This window comes from Clostridium ihumii AP5, assembly GCF_000612845.1.
In the GTDB taxonomy this organism is placed as follows: domain Bacteria; phylum Bacillota; class Clostridia; order Clostridiales; family Clostridiaceae; genus Clostridium_J; species Clostridium_J ihumii.
Window position 1 is genome coordinate 73,372 of sequence record NZ_CCAT010000004.1, and the last position, 24,268, is coordinate 97,639.

Below are 24,268 nucleotides of genomic sequence, written 5' to 3' on the forward strand. Positions count from 1 at the left end.
TTAAATTCTATTTTATTACCATAAATTAAAATAACAATAAATTTTTTATTTTAAAATTATTTGGATTTGACTGAATTTTATATTTTGTTGTACAATTTAGTAGTAATATGCAAACTATTTTACATTTAGGGGGAATTTTTATGAAATTAGAACTTAATATGATTCAAACCTTGGCACTATCAATAGCCGTATTTTATTTGGGCTCATACTTAAAAAAGAAGATATCTGTTTTAGATAAATTCTGTATACCAGCTCCAGTAATTGGCGGTCTTATCTTTGCAATTGTTAATTTAATTTTGAGGCTAACTGGCACAGTAGAGTTAACTCTTGATGTAACTTTACAAAGTCCATTTATGCTTGTGTTCTTCACAACTATAGGATTAGGGGCCAGCTTTAAAATGATTAAACAAGGTGGAAAAGGTGTATTCTTTTTCTCAATTGCTGCTATTTCACTTGTAGTTTTTCAAGATATCTTTGGAGTACTTGTTGCTAAAGCTATAGGTGCTAATCCATTACTTGGTATTATCTCTGGCTCAGTTACAATGACAGGTGGCCACGCTACTGGTGCTACTTGGGGAGCTACTTTCGAAAATGCTTACGGTCTAACTGGTGCTAGTGCAACAGCTATGGCTGCTGCAACTTTTGGTTTAGTTTGTGGTAGTTTACTAGGCGGACCGATTGGTAAAAGACTAATTAAGAAAAATAACTTAACACCAGAGGCTTATGAATATGTAGCATCTACTACTGTAAAAGAAGAAGCTGTAAATTTTAAATCTTTATTCGATACCCTTTCAATTATATTTATTTGCATGGGAATTGGAACAGTTTTAGAATATTACTTTAGCAAATTAGGTGCAACATTGCCACAATACATATATCCTATGGTAGTTGCAGCAATAGTTATAAACTTTGGTGAGAAAACAAAAACATTTAAAATAAATACTACTTGTACTGATATTCTTGGAAACATTGGATTAAACGTATTTTTATCCATGGCATTAGTTAACCTTCAGTTATGGCAACTAAAAGAAACTGCAGGACCATTATTAATTTTATTATTTGTACAAGCTGTGTTAATGGCATTCTTCTCTTACTTTATTACATTTAGATTAATGGGAAAAGATTATGATGCTGCTGTTATATCTTCAGGACATTGCGGATTCGGAATGGGTGCTACCCCTAACGGAATGGCTAACATGGACGCTATAACAACAAAATTTGGAGCTTCTCCAAAAGCATTCTTTGTACTTCCTGTTGTTGGTGCATTCTTTGTTGACATTCTTAACTCCTTAATAATAGGTGGTTTTGTTAGTGTACTTTCACTTATGCATCTTATATAAAATTTAAAGAGACTGAACTAAGTTCAGTCTCTTTTTCTAATTTAACAATGCATTAAATCCTTCCCCAAAGATTTCACAAATATTATTAACAGTTATGAATGCATTTTTGTCAACTTCATATATACGTTTTCGCAATTTAGCAAAGTCTCTTCTACTTACAACAACTACTAATACATTTTTTTCCTCATTAGAAAATCCACCTTTGGCATTGTAAATAGTTGTTCCCTTAGCTAAATCCTTTAAAATGTATTCTTTTATTTCATCATATTTATCACTTATTATAGTAACTTCCTTACACATATTTATTCCATCTATTATAGCATCTATAACAAAACCATTCATTATAACACCAACCATAGCAAATAAAGCAAGTTTAGTTTCAAATGCAAATCCGGCCATTATAGTTACACTCAAGTCACACATTAATACGCCTTTTCCTAAATCTATATGAAAAAACTTATTTAAAATTTTAGCTAATATATCAGTTCCCCCAGTAGATGCATTATGATTAAACACAACTCCCATTCCAGCTCCTGAAATTAATATTCCTACTATCATTTCTAAAAATACTTCATCAGTAAATGGATGTGACATTGGCAAAAATCTTTCAAGTAAAGATATTATTCCTGATATTCCTAAACTAACATAAATAGTTTTTGCTCCAAATCCATTTCCTACAATTATAAATGCAAGTATAAATAAAACTACATTAATAATAATCATAAGCGTTCCTACTGAAAGCATAGGAAAAAACTTATTTATAACAATTCCAAGTCCATTAGCACCCCCAATTGCTAATTTATTGGGCATAAAGAAAAAATACATTCCACCAGCAACCATAAACATTCCTATAGTCATTATTATAAAATCTTTAACTTTATCTTTTAATTGTAGTTCGTTATTAACTTTCTCCATAAAAAAACCCCCTTTAAAATAAAAAATTGTATATTTATCAAATTAATTAAGCTGAAAAGGTTACTATATAGCCATTTCCGAACTTGCATTTTAAGTATATATTATTATCAGAAAATAATCAATTTTCTATTTTTTAATATTTTTATTACCATTTTTTCTTTTTTTGAATATATATTTTTTTACTTTTTCATCCTCAAAACTCTATATTTAAGTTACATAACCTTACGTAACCTTATTTTTTTATTCATGCAAATTAAAATTTATTCATTTTTTGAATGTTTTATAATTTAATATTGCATTTTTATTCATGCACTGTATTTGTTTATTTATTTTCCAATCTAAAATAAATAAACATTTTCCATTTACAATTTAATAAATAATAAAAAATTATGGTATATTATTTATATAAATATTTTTATAAAGGTGGTTAAATTATGTTTGATACACATATTCATACAACATTTTCTACTGATTCTCAAATGGGTATTAATGATGCTATAAGAAAATCAAAAGATTTAAATATAGGATTAATAATTACTGATCATATAGATTTAAATTATTATGATAAAACTAAATTTAGATTTGATATTGATGATTACTTTAAATCTTATTCTAAATACATAAGCAATAATTTTTTATTAGGCATAGAATTAGGCATGGACTTCAATTATGAAAAAAAGAATGCTGAAATTTACAATAACTATGACTTTGATATGATAATAGGCTCCCAACACTCTGTAAACGGCTTAGATATATATGAAGGTTCTTTATATAATAATAAAACTAAAGATGAGGTCTTCACTGATTACTTTAAGGATATACTAAAATCTGTACATACACATAACTATATAAACACGTTAGCTCATATTGATTATATTTGCAGATATAATCCTTATGATGATAAAGAAATATATGTTAATGAGTATTATGATTATTTAAAAGAAATATTTAATTTCTGTATTGAAAATGATATAGCTATAGAAGTAAATACTCGAAGATTTAATAATAAAAGTTGTTTACCAAACCTAAAAAACATTTATAAATTATATAAAGAAGTTGGTGGAACTTTTGTTACAATTGGTTCTGATAGTCATAACATTGATTCTATTGGAAGTAACTTTGACATTGCATCAGATTTTTGTAATGCATTGAATTTAAAACCTGTTTATTTTAAAAATAGAAAAATACAATATCTATAATTATAGATATTGTATTTTTTATTTATAATATTATTGTTCAATTCCATAATATTTTTCATAATATCCTTGTGGATAATGACAAAGTGGGCATACTTTTGGTGCTTCTTCTCCCTCATAAATATATCCACAATTTCTACATCTCCAAACCTCTTTTTCATCTCTTTTATATAATTTTCCTGATTTCATTAAATCGTATAGGTTTGTATATCTTTCATCATGTTTTTTCTCAACCTCAATTATTTTTTTAAATGCTGCCGCTACCTCTGGGTAACCTTCCTCTGTAGCTATTCTTTCAAATTCTGGGTAAGCATGAGTCCACTCATCATGTTCTCCTGCTGCTGCATATTTTAAGTTATCCATAGTTTTTCCTATAGCTACTGGATATTTTCCATCAACATCAACTTGTGCATCTTCACCTAATCCATTATTTAACAAATCAAAAAAGACTTTAGCATGAGCTTTTTCATTTTGAGCTGTTTCAGTAAAAATATGTTCTATGTACTCGTATTTTTCCTGTTTTGCTACATCTGCATAAAAAGTATATCTATTCCTTGCTTGAGATTCCCCAGCAAAAGCTCTCATTAAATTTGTTTCTGTTTTACTTCCCTTCAAACTTTTCATAAACTAAATCTCCTTCTAAATATATTTTAATAAAAAATTTCTCTTTAAAATTTAGTATTCCTAAAACTATAATATAAATTCTAATAAATGAAAAAAGTAAGATAAACTCACATAGAATTTATCTTACTTAAATAAGTTTAATCTATTTAACTATACTTCCACTTGGTAATTCACCTGGATTTACAGTATATAATTTGCTATCATCATCATTAGCTGCACATAAAATCATACCTTGAGAAAGTTCTCCTCTTAATGTTACAGGTTTTAAATTGGCAACTAAAACAACATTTTTTCCAACTAATTCTTCTGGTTTATAATGCATTGCTATTCCAGAAACAACCTGACGAATTTCTCCACCTAAATCTACTTTTAGTTTTAAAAGTTTTTTAGCTTTTTTTATTGGTTCGCATTCTAATACTTTAACAACTCTTAAATCAACCTTGTCAAAGTCATCAATTGTTATTTCTTCTTTAATAGGTTCCATTTTAACTGGATTTGCTGCTTTTTTAGCTTCTTCTGCTATTTTTTCAAGCTCAGCTATCTTTGCTTCAACATCTATTCTTGGGAATATAACATCACCTTTGCACACTTTAGTTCCTGGTTCAGTTCCATTGAACTCGCTTAAACTTTCCCAAGTTATATTTTTATCATTTAATTGTGCATTTATTTTTTCACTTGTAGTTGGCAAGAATGCTGAAACTAAAACAGATACTATTCTTAAAGATTCTGCTAAGTTATATAAAACTGTAGCAAGTCTTGGCTTCTTATCTTCCTCTTTTCCAAGTACCCAAGGTGTTGTTTCATCTATATATTTATTTGTTCTTCTTATTAATGTCCATATATTATCTAATGCTGCTGGTGCATTAAACTTATCTATAGCTTCCTCTACAAGTTTAGGTGTTTTAAGTGCTAAACTTATTAATTCATCATCTATAGCTTCTTTAACTTGTGGTGCTGGTATAACTCCATCAAAATATTTTTCTATCATTGTAACTGTTCTTGAAAGTAAATTTCCAAGATCATTTGCAAGGTCTGAATTTGTTTTCTTTATAAATATTTCATTATTAAATAATCCATCTGAACCAAATGGTATTTCATGTAATAAGTAATATCTTACTGCATCAACACCAAAGTGATTAACTAGAACTACTGGATCTACAACATTTCCTTTTGATTTAGACATTTTACCACCATCAACAAGTAGCCATCCATGTCCAAATACTTGTTTAGGAAGTGGTAAATCTAATGCCATTAACATTATAGGCCAATAAATTGTGTGGAATCTTAATATATCTTTTCCAATTAAATGTACATCTGCTGGCCAATATTTTTCTAAAAGCTCTGTGTTATCACTGTTATATCCTAGTGCAGTTATATAATTTGAAAGTGCGTCTATCCAAACATATATAACATGACCTGGATCAAACTCTACAGGAATTCCCCATGTAAATGATGTTCTTGATATACATAGGTCCTGAAGACCTGGTCTTAAGAAGTTATTAAGCATTTCATTTTTTCTTGATTCTGGTTGAATAAAATCAGGGTGTTTTTCAATATATTCTATTAATCTGTCTGCATAGTTAGACATTTTAAAGAAATATGCTTCTTCTTTAGCTTTCTCAACTGGTCTTCCACAATCAGGACATTTTCCATCAACTAATTGAGTTTCTGTCCAGAATGATTCACATGGAGTACAATATAATCCTTCATATGAACTTTTGTATATATCACCTTGATCATATAATTTTTTAAATATTTTTTGCACTGCACTTTTATGATAATCTTCAGTTGTTCTTATGAATTTATCGTATTTAATATCCATTAAACTCCAAAGTTCCTTTATTCCTGCAACAACTTCATCTATGTATTCTATTGGTTGTATACCCTTTTCTTCTGCTATTCTTTGAAGCTTTTGACCATGTTCATCTGTTCCTGTTAAGAACATTACATCATGTCCTGTTAATCTTTTAAATCTTGCTATTGCATCTGCTGCAACTGTAGTATATGTATTTCCTATATGAAGTTTCGCAGATGGATAGTATATAGGTGTTGTTATATAAAATGGTTTTTTTGTCATTTTTACTTCCTCCAAACTTTAATGTTATTTTAATTATTACACTTTTTATTAAGTAAATTCTTTAAATAAAAAAGTCTCTATACAAAGTTTACTTTGTATAGAGACGTATTATACGTGTTACCACTCTAATTTATACTTGTTTCACAACAAGTACCTTAATAAGTGACTCAACTTTTAAAGTATTTATCACCTTGCAATATATCGGTTGCTCCCGTATCTTCCTAACTAATACATAGCTCAGAAAATATGCTCCAAGACCATCTTCATAATGATTTATACCACTAGCTTTCACCTAACCTAGCTCTCTTTTAGATACTCCTTCACTATTACTCTTCTTTTCACAGCATTTCATTTATTATTTATTATTATCATATGTTAAATAAAATATTCTGTCAATATAAAACTAATTTTAAATCAATTTAAATAATTGCTAAAATAATTAAAATTGCTCCAGAACCAATAAAATATGATGTAATAGAGTCATTTTTATAAAAATATTTTGCTTCCTCATTCAGTTTATCTTCTTCATATTTTCTAGAACCTATATTAAAATATTTTCTAGTCATTCTATCACTTACAATCCTCTTTTGACCTGATGATTTTATTACTAATCCTAATAAAAAGTTTACAGTTGCTAAATATAGCATGCAAGTTTTAATAAACATAATATCTGTAAATCTGCTTTTTATCAGTGCTATGACTAATATAAGAGCTATATTAATACCAAGTAAAATTATAAGCTTTTTTATTTTATCCAATAACTTCATAACTTAGCCCCCCAAAGTTAATTGTAATATTTATTATAATTTTAATCCAATATTTTACTTTTTCAATATTCTTTTGTAATTATTTACATATTGTTAATTATTTACCACAAAATAAAAGCAAGATTAAACTTATAAAATAATTCAACCTCACCTTTTCATAAAATATACATTTAATTATAACACTTCTATAATCTATATCTTTTCCCTTTAATATAATACATTACTTCTTCTACTATGTTTGTTATATGGTCTCCAGCTCTTTCTAAGTGCTTATTAACCAGTATTCCTTGAAGATATTTATTTATTTTTTCCTTATCCTCTGTTTTTTGTATATATCCTATAAATAGCTCTAAATTTCTTCTATATATATCATCTATTTCATCATCTAAATTAACAACAACCTTAGCTTCCTCTAAACTATCATTTTTGTATGCATTCATAATTTTAGCTAGCATGCTTTTTAATATTTCAATTGCTTTTATAAATGATTTATTTAAAATTTTAAGTTCTTCAGTTTGATTTTCACTAAATGCTAAAATATAATTAGAAATATTTTTAGTGTAATCTGCAATTCTTTCTACTTCTGTAGAAATTTTTATAATAGTAATAATAGTTCTTAAATCTATTGCCACAGGACCCTGTTTTGCTATTATTATTACTGCTTCATTGTTTATTTCGTCATTTAATTCATTTATTTCATGATCTTTTTTTATTGTATCTAATGCTAATTCTTTATCATTATTTTCTAATGATTTTATAACATTACTATACATATTTATAGTTTTATCACACATTAAATCTAGCTTTTCTTCCAATTCTTTTAATTCATTTTCAAAATTTTTTCTTAAACTAGCATTCATAAATTTATCCTCCCTTTAAACTTTACTTTTAGCCGAATCTTCCTGTTATATAATCTTCTGTTCTCATGTCTTGTGGGTTAGAAAATATAATGTCTGTTTTATCAAATTCAACTACTTTTCCATTTAGAAAGAATGCAGTTTTATCTGATATACGAGCTGCTTGTTGCATATTATGAGTTACTATTACTATAGTATAATTTTCCTTTAATGATAGTATTAATTCTTCAATCTTCATTGTTGATATTGGGTCTAATGCTGATGTTGGTTCATCCATAAGTATTACTTCTGGTTTCATAGCTATTGTTCTTGCAATACATAGTCTTTGTTGTTGTCCTCCAGACATTCCTGCTGCTGGAGATTTTAATCTATCCTTTACTTCATCCCAAAGTGCTGCAGCTTTTAAACTTTCTTCTACTATTTTATCTAACTTTTTTCTATCCTTTAAACCATGTATTTTAGGTCCATATGCAACATTATCATATATACTCATTGGAAATGGATTAGGTTTTTGAAATACCATTCCAACTTTAGTTCTTAGTTTTATTACATCATCATCTTTATTTATATCATTGTCATCAATAAAAATTTCACCTGTTATCTTAACTCCATCTATTAAATCATTCATTCTATTTAAAGTTCTTAGAAATGTTGATTTACCACATCCAGAAGGTCCTATTAATGCAGTTACTTCATTTTCTTTAATATCCATATCTATATTAAACAATGCTTGCTTTTCACCATAAAATAAATTTAAATTTTTTACTGAAATTTTTTTATTTTCCATTTCATCACCTTCTCCTAGTAATTTCCCTTAGTAAATTTTCTTCCTATAAATCTTGAAAGTAAATTTAATATCAATATTATAACTATTAGAACTATACCTATTCCTGCTGCTAATTCTATGTTTCCTTGTTCTTTAGTTACTAAGTATGCATGAACAGTTAATGTTCTAGCACTATTCATAACACTTTTAGGAAGTGCAACTGCTGTTCCTGCTGTTAAAAGTATTGCTGCTGACTCTCCTATTATTCTACCGATTGACAATATTACACCTGATAATATTCCTGGCATTGCACTTGGAATTATAACTTTATAAAGTGTCTGAAACCTAGTTCCACCCAATGCTAAAGATGCTTCTTTATAACTTTCTGGCACTGTTTTTAATGCTTCTTCTGTTGTTCTAATTATTACTGGTAATATCATAATGGCAAGTGTTAAACTAGCCGCCAAAATTGAATATCCCATTTTTAACATAATTACAAAGAATATAGAGCCAAATAATCCATATATAATTGATGGAATTCCTGCTAATATTTCAGTAGAAAATCTTATAAATTTAACTATTGAACCTTGTTTTGCATATTCTTGCAAATAAATTGCAGCTAAAATTCCTATAGGTGTTCCTATAATCAATGCTAATAGAACTGTGTATAATGTCGTAATTGTCATTGGTAATATTCCACTTGTTCCAGTTGCTGAGTAACCTCCAAATAAGAAGTCAAAACTTATAACTTTCATACCTTTTATTAAAATAAATCCAAGTATTATCACTAAAATTAGTAATGTTATGGCTGCAGAAACCCACAATAAAGCATTTAGCAATATTCCCTTCACTTTTCTCATACTTATTTACCTACCTTTGAAGATAATTTTAAAATTATAAGATTTATAATCATAATAAATATAAATAATACTATTCCTGTAGCAAACAACATTTCTTGATGTACTCCAAATGCATATCCCATTTCCAATGCTATATTAGTAGTTAATGGTCTTACACTATCTGTTAATGCTTTAGGAATCATTACACTATTTCCTGCTACTAAAATTACTGCCATTGTTTCTCCAATAGCTCTTCCAACACCCAATGCTATGGCTGCTAGGATTCCTGATTTTGCTGATGGTAGTACAATTTTAAATATAGTTTCAATTTTTGATGCACCTAATGCTAAAGAAGCTTCTTTATAACTTTTAGGAACTGCTCTTATTGATGTTTCTGCAACAGTCACTATAGTTGGTAACATCATTACTGCTAAAACTATTATCACAGCCAACAATGTTTGGCCTTTTGGTAGATTAAATAACTTTTGTATGCCTGGTACTAAAACTGCTAATCCAAATATTCCATAAAGTACTGATGGAATTCCAGCTAAAAGTTGAACTGCTGTTGATATAATAGCTCCTATTTTTTTTGATGCTATTTCTGATATAAATAAAGCTGTAAAAATGCCTATTGGTGCACCTATTATTAAAGCTCCTATCGTTCCATATATTGATGCTAAAATCATAGGGAATATTCCATATTTATTGCTACTTGGAACCCATACTGTCCCTAAAATAAAATCCTTAAATGAATATCCTTTAGATATAAATGGCTGTAGACCCTTATAAAATATAAATCCTATTATTAAAAGTAAACTTATAACTGCAACTAATGCACATGTAAAAAATATTTTTTGTGTCAAACTCTCTATAAAATATTTTCTTTTGTTACTATTATTCTCTATTTTTAAATTCAAATTTTTCACCTCTTTTAATATAAGTCTTATTTAGTATATCCCTTACTTCATATCTCTATTATATAAATTTACTGTTAAGCTTATATTTAGTCCAAGTTAAACTATTGTTCACTTTATGTTAAGAATAATTAACACAAAAATAAGAGAAGATGTTTTATTTCTTCTCTTATCTACTTTAAGGGAGATCTATTTAAAATTATTGTATATACCTTAATCTACTTTTATTGATCCATTTTTATCTACTATGTTTTGACCTTCTTCACTTAGTATAAAATCTATGAATTTTTTTCCTTGTTCTGATATTTTTCCCTCATTATAAACAAGTAAAAATGGTCTTGATAATTTATATTCTTTTGATTTTACTTTCTCAGGTGTAGCCTCCGCACCATCAACTTTTTGTACTGTAATTAAATCATCTAATTGTTCAAAAGAAACATATCCAATTGCATTATCATTATTTTGAACTGTTGTTTTAATATTTCCACTTCCATCTGCTATTGTTGCATCTTGAATTAATTCTTCTGATTTAAATCCTAAGATTTCTTGGAATGCATCTCTAGTTCCTGAACCATCTTCTCTTGATACAACTACTATAGTTTTATCTTCCCCACCGACTTCTTTCCAATTTTTTATTTTTCCTGTATATATATCTTTTATTTGAGCTGATGTAAGTTCCTTTACTTTATTGTTTTTATTTGTTATAACTGCAATTCCATCATAAGCAATTGTTTGTTCTTTAAGATTTGCACTTTTTTCTTCTGATTTCAAATCACGAGAAGACATCCCTATCTCTGTTATTCCATTTATTGCATTTTGTATTCCTGATGATGATCCTACTGCTTGTATTTCTATGTTAACTCCCTCATTTTTGCTTTTATAAGTTTCTGCTTCTTTTTCCATTAAAGGTGATATTGATGTAGATCCGGATATTTTTATTGATACATCTTTTCCACTTCCACTTGTACTATCAGAATTATTTGATGACCCACATCCTACTAAAGTTAATGATGATATTAACATTGCTGTTACAATTCCTAGTAATTTTTTTTTCATTTAAACTACCTCCACACGATTATATATTTAATATTATTTTCTCTCTTTAATTTAATTTTAATTCATCAATGTTAAAGGTAGATTAAGTTAATGTTTAATCTATGTTTAAGTTATGTAAAAATAATTTAACATTTACTTAAAAAAAGTAAATGAATCAAACTAAATCATATAGATTTAGTTTGATTCCTAATTTAATACATCAATGGAATATAAATCATCAAACTTACTATTATATCAATACCAATAGCTGGAGCTATGCTAAGTGCCATTATATTGCTATCTATATCTTTAGAATAATATCTATATGAATAGATAGCTATTATTATAGATATTATTCCTAGCATTAAAAGTCCATTTTTCATTGATATATATTTTGTTATATCTTTACCTATTATATCATTATAAAATGTACCTTTTATCTCAATAGCCCTAATAACAAACATAATTATATACGAAAATACATACAATATTTTCTTAAACCTATCACTAAATTTAAACTCAAGAATGGAAAAAATAGAAACTATTGCGAGTGGAATTAACATCCACTTTAATCCTGTTAGCATTATAAAAAATATAGATGTTAATATTTTTTCTATAGCAGTTATACTAGCATCTTTCCTATTTTCATTTGTATATCCAGAATTTTTCTTAATAAATTCATTATCTTTAGAAATCAATTTCAATCCTGATTCACTTTTATTATATGAATCAACAAAGACACAATAATCATCTGAACTAGCTGGATATACTGATATGTTTCTTGTATTAGTAATAACATCCTTTACAGTTATTAGTCCCGTCTTATCTCCTAATTTAACCATATTGTCAAACTGACTCACTATAATTTGATTTTGTGTTTTCCCTTTATAATTTGTTATATTTGCATCTGAAATTATCATGTTATTATCTATATTTTGAATTAATTTTATATCTTCCATTTCATCTATATTTATGTCATATTCATTTTCTAAATTTCCAGTTTTAGGTTTAATTATTGTTAAAAATTCTCCTTTTTTAATTTGATTAATTTCTATGTTTTTTCCTATTGGAATTTCTAAACATTCATCCTCCATTTGACCATTTTTAAAAACATATCTACACATTGAATATAGATTCTCATCTTTTACAAGTATAAATGGATTTACAATTTGGCAAAAATCATCAGAAGTTCTTTGTATCTCATTTGATAAATACGTAATTTCACCGTTTTTTAAGATAGCATATTGAAATTTTCCATCTTTTTTTTGATATCCTAGAATAAATGAATCTTTATACTTTGAAACACATTGATAACTACACTTAATATCTGTTTTTATTGTACTATTCTTACCTGATTTTAAGTCCCTTACCTCAATATAGTTGTCAAAAAATAAACCATATGAATTTTCTGATATTTTAACAAGATCTTTAACATTTTCAACTTTGCTATTTGATATTATATTAAACTCTTCATCAAACTTTAATATATTTACAATTTTACCATTTTCATTTGATATACTATAACTTACAAAAATATTTTTTCCATTTTCAAATAAATTAATATTCATTGGTTCTTGATTTAATTTAGCTATCTCTATATCTTTTTTTATATTTCCTTTAAAATCAGTTCTAATTAAATTTAAAATCTTGCCATCCTGATATGCAATTATAACTTCATCATTGCTTTTAATAATATCTGGTCCTACAGTAATATTAGCAATTTTTAGTTGAATAGCATTGCTCCACTCTTTGCTATTATTTAATCCCATGGCTTTTAATTCTATTTTATAATGAAATGTAAAGATTACTAAAACTAATAATGATGCAACTAATAATATTCTCTTTTTTTTCATATCTTTCTCCTCTTATACCATTCTAATTCATTAGCACTGATTGAATTGTTCAATCCATCACCCATAAGATTGAATGATAATGAAATTAGAATTAACACAGCCATTGGTATTAAAATCGTATATGGATAAAATATAGCTAGACCTCTATTAAGTGCCATTAATTTTCCTAGTGTTAAATTAACACCTAAGCCCATAAAGCTAAAACTTGATTCTATTAAAATTGTATTTGGTATTTCTAGTGTTAAGATTACTATTATTGTACTAATCATATTTCTAAAAAAATGTCTTGTTACTATTCTAGAAACACTTGCCCCTAAAGACTTTGCTGCTAATATATACTCTTGCTCCCTAATTTCCAACAATTGCCCTCTAGTAGATGTTATTATATTACAACACCCATTTATAGCTAATGCCATAATTAATGATTCCTCATTTTGTCCTAACACTATATACAATAATACTATCCAAACTAAAACATGTATGCTGATCATAATTTCTACTATTCTCATGATTATACAATCTACTAACCCCCCATAATAGCTGCAAATACCTCCAAATATGAATCCTATACTAATATCAAAAAATATAACTTTTAAACAAATTCTAAATGTATTTTTTGCTGCAACCCATAACATAATATATAAATCATTGTAAGTTTGACTAATTCCAAACCAATGCTCTTTACTTGGAAACATATTATCACTTCTTTTAAATGCATCCGTTATTTCCCATTTCGAAAAATTAGGACAAATAGCTATTGCCATAATAATTATTATTAGCATTATAAAACCTATTTTGAACTTCTTATTATTTAAAATTCTTTTTTTTATATTAGAATTATAATAAGCAACTTCTTCAATATATTCATTATTTGTATTTACAAACTTAAACTTATTTGATTTAATTTCAATCATCATATCCCCCTTTTCATATTTTTACTACCCCTAAACTCTAACAATATAGATTGCATACATATAAAGATTATCTATATTTCATTATACTAAATATACCCTTTTTTTTTATTAATTACCAATTTTTAAATATTAACATTTTTTTAACTAAATATTATATTTATTTTTATTGTCAACTCATTCAATCAATTGTATAAAAACATTTATATAAAACCTTTTGTTAATTTGATTTTTTATACTATATTTTTTTGTTATAATTAATATTATTATTATTTTACATTTTTGTATATATATTCTTTGTTTGTTGTGATTATCATTAATATGTATACCGATATAACTTTTATAATAAAAAGGGGGCTTTTATGTTAAATAAAATTGAAGCAAAAAACGTTTTGAAAATTGCATTACCAGCTGTTGGAGAAATGGTCTTATGCACTATGATTGGAGTTTTAGACACATTAATGATTGGTAGATATGGTGGTCAACTATCTGTCAGTACTGTGGGAATCTCATGGGAAATATTAAATGCATTTGCCAATATTCTTGTTATAATGGGTATCTGTGTTGCTATTACTTCCATAGTTTCAAGACTATATGGTGCAAATAAAATTGATTTAGCTGAAGAATACGCAACCATTGGATTTGGCATAGGTGCAATAATAATTTTTACTACAATAATATTTATATTTTTATTTGCAGGAAATTTATTATCACTGGCTGGATGTGATACTAAAGTTTTGCTAACTGCAAAAAAATTTATAAGAATAGTATGTTTAGGTCTAACTTTTAATATGTTTACTAACATTTTTTCTGCAATTCAAAGAGCCTATGGAAATACTAAAGTTCCATTAATTACATATGTCATTATTATTATATTGAACTTTACTTTAGATTATAGTTTAATTTTTGGTAAGTTTGGATTACCTGAATTAGGTGTCATAGGTGCTGCAATAGCAACTATCATAGCACAATTTTGTGGCTTTTTATTTGCATTAACTTATAGTATAAAAAAATCAAAAATCAAAATTAGAGTTAAATACTTTAAAAATTTTACTGGTCATAAATTTAAAGAAATTTTAAGACTATCAATTCCTGCTTCACTTCAAGAAGGTGCTTTTAGCATAAGCAGACTTTGCACTTCTTTTATGATTATGAGACTTGGAACGCTTGCTTTCTCTGCTAATACTATTACTGGTAGTTTAGAATCTCTTTCTTATATGCCTGGATATGGATTTGCTGTTGCCTGTACTTCTATGGTTGGAAATAGATTTGGTGCTGAAGATTATGATGAGGCAAAAAAATATGCTTATAATTGTAATATCTTAGGACTTATTTCAATGATTTCAGTAGCATCATTATTTGTTTTAATACCTAAATTATTAATTATGCTTTTTATATCTCCTTCCGAAACTGAAGTTATAAACTTAGGTGCTAAATGTTTAATGGTTGCCTCACTTCAACAACCTGGCATGGCAATTTCAATGATTTATGGTGGTGCTTTAAAAGGTATCGGTGATACAAAGACCCCATTTAAAGTTTCTTTATTTACTGGATGGTGCATCCGTTTACCATTAACATTTTATTTTATATATATAAAAAAAGTGTCTGTTTTATATTTTTGGTGGATTTGTGTAATTCAATGGATAATTGATGCTCTTCTTATATTTATAGCATATAAACGTAGATTTAACACACTTCCTAAAAGCAGGTGTAAAAATCCTTAAAATAATATTATATAGAGTTCCAAGTTCAAATTTAAAGTAATGTCTTTCTCAAATGATATTATTAAGCTTACAGTTTATTTTTATATTTGGAACCAAGTAAGAGTTAAGAGTGAAAAGTGAAAAGTTATAGTTGATATTACTCACTTCGTTCCTAATATCTAAAAATGGAAATGCTTAAAAACTACGTTTTTATGTTGTTTTCAACTAATTTGCTCTGCAAATTTGATAAAAAATCATTCTTTAAAATTGGAAATCCAATTTTTACATTCATTTTCAACTTCCAATTTTCAATTTTCAATTAAATTAATTAGAATTCTCAACTGAAACATGAATAACTTAAAGTTTAAACTTGTATTCCTATATCAATAAGCAAGAATTATTTCAATAATTCTTGCTTATTGATGAAAAAAGATTTTTCCATTTTAAAATCTAACTCCTAATTTCAATACCCACACTGAACTTTCAATTAAATTAAGAACCTTGCTACATTAACTGCAATAAGTACTGCACACATATCAACAAGTAATGCTACCCATAAAGTATGTCTTATCTTTTTTATTTTTACAGCGCCAAAATAAACTGCTAATGTATAAAATATTGTTTCCGTTGATCCCATTATTATTGATGCACATATTCCAACAAATGTATCTGGTCCATATTGTTTCACTACATCAGTAAATACTCCAACTGCTCCACTTCCTGATAAAGGTTTCATCATAACTAATGGTACAACTTCTGGTGGCACTCCAACTTTATCTACCCCTGGCTTTATTATAGATATTAAAAAATCCATTGCTCCAGAAGCCCTAAAAACATTTATTGCTATAAGCATTGCTAAGAGGTACGGAAAAATTCTAAGGCATATTCCAAGGCCTTCTTTTGCTCCCTCTATAAAACATTCATATACTTTTACATTTTTCACGACACCATAAGTTACAATTAAAATTATTATTATCGGTATTATTGCTTTTATTATATATTCAAACATAATATCACCACCTTAAAAATACCTTTGCAATATTTTACACAATATAATTCCTATAATAGATGCTATAAATGTTGTTATTATAGCTGGAATTATTATCAGTCCAGGGTTTGAGGAACCTGCCGCCGCCCTAATTGATATAACCGTACTTGGTACTAATTGAACACATGCTGCATTTAAAATTAAAAATAGTATCATATCATTAGTAGCAGTACCTTTTTCATTATTGAGCCTGTCCATTTCTTCCATTGCTTTTATCCCAAAAGGTGTAGCAGCATTTCCAAGCCCAAACATATTAGCTGTTATATTCATAACAATTGCTCCCATAGCCTTCTCATCTTTTCCTGCTTCCTTAAAAATTCTTTTTAATATAGGCATAAGTAATTTTGATAATTTCCCTGTCAAACCACTCTTCTCAGCTATTTTCATAACCCCACACCACAAGCACATCATTCCAACAAGCCCTATAATAAGTTCTACTGTTGATGTTGTTGTAGAAATTATTGCATTTGATATTATTTCTCCACTACCATTAAAAAGTCCAAATATAATGCCAATAGCTAAAATTAAAAACCATACTATATTTATCATTTTTTATTTTCTCCTCTCATAGTTTCCATTTATTTAAAGTATAAATTCTAATTTCTTTGCCACATTAAATATATATGTAATATTTCTTATAAAATTTCATTTTAGAATTATTTTAACTTGAAATTATATAAACTCAATGCTAACATTTTAATAAGCATATAAAAAAGATACTATTAAAAACTTATATATTATCTTTTTTTTAAATGCATTAAGACTTAAATTTATTTAGTTTAATTAAATTAAACTAGCTTTTAAAGGAGATTTTTTATGAAAGAAAATAATTTAGAACTTGCTCAAAAAGACATTGATGCTGCATTATCTACTATTGAAAAATTAGAACAAGGAATTAGACAAAATGCTATTTCTGAAGACTTTGTAAAAAAGAATTTTGTAGAATTATCTAAAAAACTTCAAGACATAGAAAGTTTATTAAAAGAAGAAGGACTAATTTAAAGTCTTATAAAAATTTTCATTTAATTTATGAATATAAAATAATAAAAAATAGGCTTTATTTTAATAAAGCCTATTTTTTATACATATTCTACATTTCTTAATGCTAACCCCTTTGCCTTAGCAATTGGACCTGCTTCTTCTCTCTTTTTCTTATCCAATATTTTATTAACATTTTCTGATTTTAAATTTTTAGTTCCAACTTCAATTAATGTTCCAACAATAATTCTAACCATGTTCCATAAAAATCCGTCTCCATTGATTTCTATCTCTATATAATCATTATTTTCTATAAAATTTATATAATTAATTGTTCTTACTGTAGATTTCTTTTTTGATTTTAATGTAGTAAAGCTTTGAAAATCATGTGTTCCTATAAAACATTTAGATGCTTGTTTCATCTTATCTATATCTAATTTTTCTTCTATTTGATAAACATATTTTCTATTAAATACATTTCTTACTCTATTATTATTTATCTTATACACATAAGTTTTACTTTTAGCATTATATCTAGAATGAAATCTTTCATCAACTTCTTCTACTGATTTAACTACAATATCCTCTGGCAAAAATTCATATAGATAATCCATAATCATGTCTTCACTAAACATTGATGTTGTATGAAAATTAGCTACATAGTTTTCAGCATGAACACCTGCATCTGTTCTTCCACATCCAATTACATCTATTTTTTCACCACACATTTTAGATAGAACACCTTCTAATTTTCCTTGAATAGTCCATTCATTATCACCAAGTTTTTGCCAACCCTTATATCTACTTCCATCATACTCTATAACTAATTTTAAATTTCTCATGCAAATATACTCTCCTATATCTAATTTTATTTTCATTACATTATATCACTTTTTACTTAAATTAAATCTTTAATTTATAATATATAAAAAGAGGTCTATAGAAATATTCCATAGACCTCTATTATTTTTAATTAATTAACTTCACTAGCATCAAATTTAGGTTGAGTAAATCCTCTTCCAAAAACTTCTTTAGTATCTGTTATTGTTAAGAATGCTTTATCATCAATTTCTTTAACAACGTTTTGAAGTATTATAAGTTCTTTTTGATCACAAACTATAAATAATATTTGTTTTGATACTTTTGTGTACATTCCTGTACCATTTAAGCCTGTAACTCCTCTATTTAAAACTTTCATTAATTCTAATGAAATTTCTTCTGCTTTATCAGATATAATATGTACTGATTTTGATGCATTACCACCACTTACTATTCTATCTACAACTGTTGAAATTATAAATACAGATATAATTGCATATAATCCTTTTTCTATACCAAATATCATAATACCACATATGATTATACATGTGTCTAATGTAGCCATAACCTTTGCTAATGGTAATTTTTCGTTAAAATGTCTAATTATTATAGCTGCTAAATCTGTACCTCCAGTACTTGCTGGTACTCTTAACACTATACCTATTCCTGATCCTAAAATCACTGCTCCAAATATACTTACTAATATCATTTCAACATTATCAAATTTAGGTAAGAATTCAGTATACCAAAGTGCAACTGATAAATATAATGTTGCAAAAAGCGATTTACCTGCAAATGACTTTCCTTTTAATTTTATAGCTAATATGAATAGTGGTATATTAACTATTATGTTTGTAACTGACATTGGTATGTGGAATAAATAATCTATTACTATTCCTAATCCTGATATCCCCCCAATAACTAAGCTATTAGGCTTGAAAAACATATTTAATGCTGCTGCTAATAGTGTTGTCCCTAACATTATTTGTAAATAACTTAGGACTACGTGTTTTTTTGAATCTTTTCCCATAACTACTTCCTCCTTATACTCATCCTTTTGTAATAAAATTTACATATTATTTCTCATTATATTAACTTATTAGTTATATTAGTTTATATATTAACTATAAGTTTATTTATTATTTAAATCCTTGTATTTTAAGGGATTTTATTGCTTAAACCTCTAAAGCCCTCATATGTTATAACATATTTGATAACCATTGTAAACATTGACATTGAACTTTATTTTGTTTGGAAATATTCTAAATCTTTCAACTCGTTTGCATAATTTTTTTAATGAATTGCCGTTAGTTTAATATTTCATTTAATACTCAATATTATTCATATATCTTGCCTGTTCCCTCTTATTCTACTAAATCCAATGAGGTTTTTCTAAAAATTTTCACTCTATAATGAAGGATAGTTCATTATTAATTACATAAATTTATTTTTTATTGTTATCCCATATTTTTTTTATATTTTTAACATTTAACTCTATTTTGCTATTTTTATTAATTATTGATTTGCTTAGTTTTTTAATATAAAATTATGTATTATTTTTATATAGAAAATTTATGTAAGTTTTTTATTATAAAGTACTATTTTTTATTTATTAACGTTATAATGTATACATAATAAGTAAATTTAAATTAAGGAGTTTATTATGGAGTTTATATCTATTTTTAAAAATATAATTACTTTCATATTTTTAATTAATATATTTTTAGCAGTAATTGTAATTTTATTTGAAAAAAGGGATCCTACCAGTACTTGGACATGGTTAATGATTATGTTCTTTGTTCCTATTTTAGGGTTTATTCTATATTTATTTATTGGTCAAGATTTACGAAAACAAAAGTTTTTTTACTTTAAAAAGGAAGAAGAAGAGGACTTTTTATCTTCTGTTCAAGCACAGCACAATATTTTAACTAATGAGTACTTAGTACAAAATAATGAATTTTTATATGAGTATAGAGATTTTATTCACCTAAACTTAGCAACTGCTAATTCATTATTCACACATAATAATGATGTAGAAATACTCAATAATGGTTCTCAAAAGTTTCCAAAGCTTGTTAAAACATTAAAAAGTGCTACTAAATTTATTCACATTCAATATTATATTTTTAGAGATGATGACATTGGAAATGAAATTTTAAATATATTAATAGATAAAGCTAAATCTGGTGTAGAGGTAAAACTTCTATATGATGGAATGGGATGTTTAAGACTCCCTAAAACCTTTTTTAAACCACTTCAAGATGTTGGTGGAAAAGTAGTGTGTTTTTTCCCACCCTTTGTACCCTATATTAATCTTAGAGTTAATTATAGAAACCATAGGAAAATATGTGTTGTTGATGGAATCTATGGTTTTATTGGTGGATTAAATATTGGTGATGAATATTTAGGAAAAGATAAAAATTTTGGATTTTGGCGTGATATACATTTGCTAGTGCTAGGTGATGCTGTTAATTCTTTAGAAACTAGATTTTTATTAGATTGGAGATTTGCATCTAAAGAAGATTTAGGAATGCTTCCAAAATACTTTCCCCCTAAAGATAATGTAGGTAAAAAACCTATTCAAATAGTTTCTAGCGGTCCTGATTCGCAATGGTCTGCTATTAGAAACTGTTATTTAAAAATGATTAATAAGGCTGAAAAAAGTATTTATATTGAAACCCCTTATTTGATCCCTGATGATAGTATTATGACTGCACTTAAACTTGCATCTTTATCAGGAATTGATGTAAGAATAATCATACCTTGTAAGCCAGATCATATGTTTGTGTATTGGGCTACAAAATCTTATGCATGGGAACTCATGGAGGCTGGCGTGAAGTGTTATACTTACAATAATGGCTTTATACACAGCAAAATCCTTGCTATAGATGGAACTGTATGTTCTGTTGGTACTGCTAACTTAGATATGAGAAGTTTTAAACTTAACTTTGAAGTTAATGCAATGATTTACGATAAAGAAACTACTGAGAAATTGGAAAATATTTTTTTAGATGATATAAAAGAAAGCACTTTCCTTACAGAGGAACATCGTAAACAAAGACCATTTGTTATAAAAATGAAAGAAGCTATTTCACGGTTGTTATCACCAGTATTATAATAGAAAGGACACACTATATAGTGCGTCCTTTCTATTATGCATATATATATGGAGTGAACATTACAAGTGTAAGAATAGTATCAATCATTAATCCAATACCAAAATTCACTATAAACGAACTATCCTCATCATATCTATATCTATTTATACCTATTAAATAACTTATTAGAGATATTACTATACATACTAATATACCTAAACTAGGTATTGCTATTAAGTTAGGCAATATTATCCCTTTTTTATATATCAACTTATATATTTCTATTGTTTTTAGAACAGCGGCAATAACTCCAGATCCCATAAATAATATAATTTTCCCTTTTAATCTAAATTTATAATCAAAAAAGGAAATTACTGCTCCTAGAAATAATGCAGGTATAACCCATTTTGTAGCAATTATTAATATATATGATAGTGAATATGCTAACTGCTCTATAGTATGATTGAATGCTAACTTTGACTCAAATTTCATTGGTTGATTGTTTTTCTCTTTAAACTCATCATTGTCACGTGCTAGATTTATATTATAATTATAGTTTTTATCAAAACTTGCATACACTATAGTATCATCATTTATATATGGGAAAATACACATTTCTCTTAATCTACTTACATTCTCAAATGATTTAACTTCACCATTTTTAATGATATAATCAACTATTGTTTCCTGTCTATATCCATCTTTCTTTTCTATAGGTATTGTTCCTATAAATCTTGCTCCCTCTTCAGAGTATGCACCAATATTATTATGCACTTCTTTATATTCATTTACCTGAAGCTTAGAGACTTTAGGTTTTTCATTACCATTTAATTTAAATTTTATCATCTTTGTTCCTGTATATTGCCCTTTAGTGCTTTCCTCCATCATAACATATCCATATTCCCCATCACTAGAACATGCTAAGTTTCCATAATTAACCGTCAATATATTAGATGTCTTAAATATATCCTTACCGTCTTTAAATCTTCCATTTTCAACAAATACACTTCTAAAATTACACTTATCCTCAATAAATGCTATCATATATTTATTCTTCAATTTACATGAAACAATATTAGATGTATTTTTAGAGTTCATTTTTTCTGCATTTATATCATTTTCTTTTTCCGTATTTCTAATAATTAATTTGTTTTCATTTGATAGTATAACTAGATTATCATCTAATTGAACTATATTTGTTACACCATCTTCAAATTTTTCTTCTATTTTTTCAAAATTTTTATCTAAGTATATCTTTCCCATATATGGTTGACCATTCTGGGTTGAATTATATAAAAATAAATATCCATTAGATGTCTTAGTTAATGCTGTATTTAATATAAATTCTTCATTAATTTCATAAAACTTTTCTAATATTTTCTTTCCTAAATTATCAGTTACTGAAATTTTAAACTTATTTAAATTATCATAACCTATTATAATTCTATCTTCTTCTTTTATAACTTTAGGAGCATTATTTATTGTACCATTTCCTATAATAACCTCCTTGCTCCACTTGTTTGATGGCGGTTGATTATATATTTTTTTGTTTTGCTTATAGTTAAAACATACTATTCCTAAAAAGAGTATTGCTATTACTAATAAACTTATATATCTTGATTTTTTACTCTTCATTTTCTTCCCCCTTGATTTAATTATTACCTATAAATCACCATCTTTCTCATATCACAATTTAAATTTTCATAAGTTACTATGCTAAATAATCTTTACACTTAACTTATTGTTAATAAAAATAGTAGTACCTTCTCATATATTGTTCAGACAATGTATATATAACTTCTACGTCATATCCTTGGTTAATTTTCTTAAAATTCTGTATATTTATTTTTAATTATACTCTTCCTTTCCTTTTTTTTCAATTATATGATATTATATATTTAATTATTTTTTAAGAAATGAGTGATTTAACGTGAAACATACTGGTAAAGTTATAAATATAGATAAAAATAAAGTTTTTATAGTAACAAAAGATAAAGAATTCCTGACAGTTAAAAAAAATAAAATTGAACCTATAGTTGGTCAGATTTATACTGGTGAAGCAAAAAATCCTGTATCCTCTACTCTTAAATATATTATTTTTGCTATTTCTATTTTAATATTATTCTCTGCATATACACTTTTTCAAAGTTTTTCTCCCAAAGCAACAATAATAGCAGAAATGACAGATTTTAATGGAAAAGTAAAATTTGAAATAAATAAAAATAATAAAATAATAAATGTATCATCTAGAAATACTACTGGACTTGAAATTATAGATACAACAAATGTAGTAGGAAATTATTTAAATGATGGTCTTATAATTTTATTTGATAATGCAATATCTGAAAAAAAATTATCTATTCCCGATGGACATAATTTTGGTCAAATAAATATATTCATATCAAATAATAAATTTAATGATGATGTAAATCTTAATGAATTTATAGAACATAGTGAAAAAAATAAATTTATTGTTCAAATAAATAAAAATACCGGTGAATTTTAAAATAATAAAGAGAATGACATTT

The 24,268-nt window shown here is 26.5% G+C and carries 22 protein-coding genes and 1 other annotated feature; of the genes, 6 read left to right on the top strand and 16 right to left on the bottom strand.

Features of this window, described 5'->3' with window-relative positions; genetic code table 11:
- Positions 1-140 precede the first annotated feature (140 nt).
- The gene (gene gltS / locus BN346_RS00885; RefSeq protein WP_034438329.1) at positions 141-1,340 is read left to right on the top strand and encodes a sodium/glutamate symporter; all 1,200 of its coding nucleotides are present in this window, start codon (positions 141-143) and stop codon (positions 1,338-1,340) included.
- Positions 1,341-1,376: 36 nt separating this feature from the next.
- On the opposite strand, the gene BN346_RS00890 is transcribed toward gltS, so the two are convergent.
- A complete protein-coding gene (locus tag BN346_RS00890; RefSeq protein ID WP_034438331.1) occupies positions 1,377-2,255 on the bottom strand; it encodes a YitT family protein in 879 nt (292 codons plus the stop codon).
- Between the two features lie 431 nt (positions 2,256-2,686).
- On the opposite strand from BN346_RS00890, the gene BN346_RS00895 reads away from it, so the two are divergent.
- The gene (locus BN346_RS00895) at positions 2,687-3,454 is read left to right on the top strand and encodes a histidinol phosphate phosphatase (protein WP_051539826.1); all 768 of its coding nucleotides are present in this window, start codon (positions 2,687-2,689) and stop codon (positions 3,452-3,454) included.
- A gap of 30 nt (positions 3,455-3,484) precedes the next feature.
- On the opposite strand, the gene rbr is transcribed toward BN346_RS00895, so the two are convergent.
- The 10 genes from rbr to BN346_RS00945 all read right to left on the bottom strand — a co-directional run bounded on the left by rbr (position 3,485) and on the right by BN346_RS00945 (position 14,097).
- A complete protein-coding gene (gene rbr / locus BN346_RS00900; protein ID WP_034438336.1) occupies positions 3,485-4,075 on the bottom strand; it encodes a rubrerythrin in 591 nt (196 codons plus the stop codon).
- A 142-nt stretch (positions 4,076-4,217) separates the two neighbouring features.
- A complete protein-coding gene (gene metG, locus BN346_RS00905; protein ID WP_034438337.1) occupies positions 4,218-6,152 on the bottom strand; it encodes a methionine--tRNA ligase in 1,935 nt (644 codons plus the stop codon).
- Between the two features lie 96 nt (positions 6,153-6,248).
- Positions 6,249-6,503 (bottom strand) — a binding site (T-box leader).
- Between the two features lie 68 nt (positions 6,504-6,571).
- Positions 6,572-6,919, bottom strand: a complete 348-nt coding sequence (locus tag BN346_RS00910; protein ID WP_034438340.1) for a hypothetical protein — start codon at positions 6,917-6,919, stop codon at positions 6,572-6,574.
- Positions 6,920-7,104: 185 nt separating this feature from the next.
- Complete coding sequence (gene phoU, locus BN346_RS00915; protein ID WP_034438343.1) at positions 7,105-7,779, bottom strand: phosphate signaling complex protein PhoU; 675 nt, start codon at positions 7,777-7,779, stop codon at positions 7,105-7,107.
- Between the two features lie 28 nt (positions 7,780-7,807).
- Complete coding sequence (gene pstB, locus BN346_RS00920) at positions 7,808-8,563, bottom strand: phosphate ABC transporter ATP-binding protein PstB (protein WP_034438345.1); 756 nt, start codon at positions 8,561-8,563, stop codon at positions 7,808-7,810.
- A gap of 14 nt (positions 8,564-8,577) precedes the next feature.
- The gene (gene pstA / locus BN346_RS00925) at positions 8,578-9,402 is read right to left on the bottom strand and encodes a phosphate ABC transporter permease PstA (protein WP_034438346.1); all 825 of its coding nucleotides are present in this window, start codon (positions 9,400-9,402) and stop codon (positions 8,578-8,580) included.
- 2 nt (positions 9,403-9,404) lie between these two features.
- Entirely contained in the window at positions 9,405-10,298 is an 894-nt protein-coding gene (pstC, locus tag BN346_RS00930; protein WP_203226286.1) for a phosphate ABC transporter permease subunit PstC, read from the bottom strand.
- A gap of 210 nt (positions 10,299-10,508) precedes the next feature.
- Positions 10,509-11,351: a phosphate ABC transporter substrate-binding protein gene (locus tag BN346_RS00935; protein ID WP_034438349.1), complete on the bottom strand. Its 843-nt coding sequence runs from the start codon at positions 11,349-11,351 to the stop codon at positions 10,509-10,511.
- Between the two features lie 191 nt (positions 11,352-11,542).
- Positions 11,543-13,183 (bottom strand): hypothetical protein, encoded by a 1,641-nt coding sequence (locus BN346_RS00940; RefSeq protein WP_034438350.1) that lies wholly within the window; start codon positions 13,181-13,183, stop codon positions 11,543-11,545.
- Positions 13,180-14,097: an ABC transporter permease gene (locus tag BN346_RS00945; protein WP_051539829.1), complete on the bottom strand. Its 918-nt coding sequence runs from the start codon at positions 14,095-14,097 to the stop codon at positions 13,180-13,182. The genes BN346_RS00940 and BN346_RS00945 overlap by 4 nt, the downstream gene beginning before the upstream one ends.
- A 359-nt stretch (positions 14,098-14,456) precedes the next feature.
- Here BN346_RS00945 and BN346_RS00950 point away from each other — a divergent pair, with 359 nt between their 5' ends.
- On the top strand, positions 14,457-15,818 hold the full coding sequence (locus tag BN346_RS00950; protein WP_034438352.1) for an MATE family efflux transporter: 1,362 nt from the start codon (positions 14,457-14,459) through the stop codon (positions 15,816-15,818).
- Positions 15,819-16,284: 466 nt separating this feature from the next.
- On the opposite strand, the gene BN346_RS00955 is transcribed toward BN346_RS00950, so the two are convergent.
- Entirely contained in the window at positions 16,285-16,806 is a 522-nt protein-coding gene (locus tag BN346_RS00955; RefSeq protein WP_034438353.1) for a spore maturation protein, read from the bottom strand.
- A 12-nt stretch (positions 16,807-16,818) separates the two neighbouring features.
- Complete coding sequence (locus tag BN346_RS00960) at positions 16,819-17,394, bottom strand: nucleoside recognition domain-containing protein (protein ID WP_034438355.1); 576 nt, start codon at positions 17,392-17,394, stop codon at positions 16,819-16,821.
- Between the two features lie 267 nt (positions 17,395-17,661).
- Here BN346_RS00960 and BN346_RS00965 point away from each other — a divergent pair, with 267 nt between their 5' ends.
- The gene (locus tag BN346_RS00965) at positions 17,662-17,847 is read left to right on the top strand and encodes a hypothetical protein (protein ID WP_034438357.1); all 186 of its coding nucleotides are present in this window, start codon (positions 17,662-17,664) and stop codon (positions 17,845-17,847) included.
- A gap of 77 nt (positions 17,848-17,924) precedes the next feature.
- Here the strand turns inward: BN346_RS00965 and truA are convergent, their stop codons facing one another.
- Together truA and BN346_RS00975 are read right to left on the bottom strand one after the other, a co-directional pair.
- On the bottom strand, positions 17,925-18,665 hold the full coding sequence (truA, locus tag BN346_RS00970; protein ID WP_034438467.1) for a tRNA pseudouridine(38-40) synthase TruA: 741 nt from the start codon (positions 18,663-18,665) through the stop codon (positions 17,925-17,927).
- A gap of 131 nt (positions 18,666-18,796) precedes the next feature.
- On the bottom strand, positions 18,797-19,672 hold the full coding sequence (locus BN346_RS00975; RefSeq protein ID WP_034438359.1) for a YitT family protein: 876 nt from the start codon (positions 19,670-19,672) through the stop codon (positions 18,797-18,799).
- A gap of 633 nt (positions 19,673-20,305) precedes the next feature.
- On the opposite strand from BN346_RS00975, the gene cls reads away from it, so the two are divergent.
- The gene (gene cls / locus BN346_RS00980; RefSeq protein WP_034438362.1) at positions 20,306-21,760 is read left to right on the top strand and encodes a cardiolipin synthase; all 1,455 of its coding nucleotides are present in this window, start codon (positions 20,306-20,308) and stop codon (positions 21,758-21,760) included.
- 34 nt (positions 21,761-21,794) lie between these two features.
- Here the strand turns inward: cls and BN346_RS00985 are convergent, their stop codons facing one another.
- The gene (locus tag BN346_RS00985; protein ID WP_034438365.1) at positions 21,795-23,375 is read right to left on the bottom strand and encodes a hypothetical protein; all 1,581 of its coding nucleotides are present in this window, start codon (positions 23,373-23,375) and stop codon (positions 21,795-21,797) included.
- Positions 23,376-23,670: 295 nt separating this feature from the next.
- Here BN346_RS00985 and BN346_RS00990 point away from each other — a divergent pair, with 295 nt between their 5' ends.
- Positions 23,671-24,246 (top strand): hypothetical protein, encoded by a 576-nt coding sequence (locus tag BN346_RS00990; protein WP_034438367.1) that lies wholly within the window; start codon positions 23,671-23,673, stop codon positions 24,244-24,246.
- The last annotated feature ends 22 nt before the right edge of the window (positions 24,247-24,268 follow it).

Excerpts from the sequence above, each read along its gene's own strand:
- BN346_RS00890 (WP_034438331.1), bottom strand. The coding sequence starts at position 2,255 with ATGGAGAAAGTTAATAACGAACTACAATTAAAAGATAAAGTTAAAGAT.
- BN346_RS00955 (WP_034438353.1), bottom strand. The coding sequence starts at position 16,806 with ATGTTTGAATATATAATAAAAGCAATAATACCGATAATAATAATTTTA.
- truA (WP_034438467.1), bottom strand. The coding sequence starts at position 18,665 with ATGAGAAATTTAAAATTAGTTATAGAGTATGATGGAAGTAGATATAAG.
- BN346_RS00910 (WP_034438340.1), bottom strand. The coding sequence starts at position 6,919 with ATGAAGTTATTGGATAAAATAAAAAAGCTTATAATTTTACTTGGTATT.
- cls (WP_034438362.1), top strand. The coding sequence starts at position 20,306 with ATGGAGTTTATATCTATTTTTAAAAATATAATTACTTTCATATTTTTA.
- BN346_RS00965 (WP_034438357.1), top strand. The coding sequence starts at position 17,662 with ATGAAAGAAAATAATTTAGAACTTGCTCAAAAAGACATTGATGCTGCA.
- pstA (WP_034438346.1), bottom strand. The coding sequence starts at position 9,402 with ATGAGAAAAGTGAAGGGAATATTGCTAAATGCTTTATTGTGGGTTTCT.
- pstB (WP_034438345.1), bottom strand. The coding sequence starts at position 8,563 with ATGGAAAATAAAAAAATTTCAGTAAAAAATTTAAATTTATTTTATGGT.
- rbr (WP_034438336.1), bottom strand. The coding sequence starts at position 4,075 with ATGAAAAGTTTGAAGGGAAGTAAAACAGAAACAAATTTAATGAGAGCT.
- BN346_RS00950 (WP_034438352.1), top strand. The coding sequence starts at position 14,457 with ATGTTAAATAAAATTGAAGCAAAAAACGTTTTGAAAATTGCATTACCA.
- metG (WP_034438337.1), bottom strand. The coding sequence starts at position 6,152 with ATGACAAAAAAACCATTTTATATAACAACACCTATATACTATCCATCT.
- phoU (WP_034438343.1), bottom strand. The coding sequence starts at position 7,779 with ATGAATGCTAGTTTAAGAAAAAATTTTGAAAATGAATTAAAAGAATTG.
- BN346_RS00985 (WP_034438365.1), bottom strand. The coding sequence starts at position 23,375 with ATGAAGAGTAAAAAATCAAGATATATAAGTTTATTAGTAATAGCAATA.
- gltS (WP_034438329.1), top strand. The coding sequence starts at position 141 with ATGAAATTAGAACTTAATATGATTCAAACCTTGGCACTATCAATAGCC.
- BN346_RS00940 (WP_034438350.1), bottom strand. The coding sequence starts at position 13,183 with ATGAAAAAAAAGAGAATATTATTAGTTGCATCATTATTAGTTTTAGTA.
- BN346_RS00945 (WP_051539829.1), bottom strand. The coding sequence starts at position 14,097 with ATGATTGAAATTAAATCAAATAAGTTTAAGTTTGTAAATACAAATAAT.
- BN346_RS00960 (WP_034438355.1), bottom strand. The coding sequence starts at position 17,394 with ATGATAAATATAGTATGGTTTTTAATTTTAGCTATTGGCATTATATTT.
- BN346_RS00935 (WP_034438349.1), bottom strand. The coding sequence starts at position 11,351 with ATGAAAAAAAAATTACTAGGAATTGTAACAGCAATGTTAATATCATCA.
- BN346_RS00975 (WP_034438359.1), bottom strand. The coding sequence starts at position 19,672 with ATGGGAAAAGATTCAAAAAAACACGTAGTCCTAAGTTATTTACAAATA.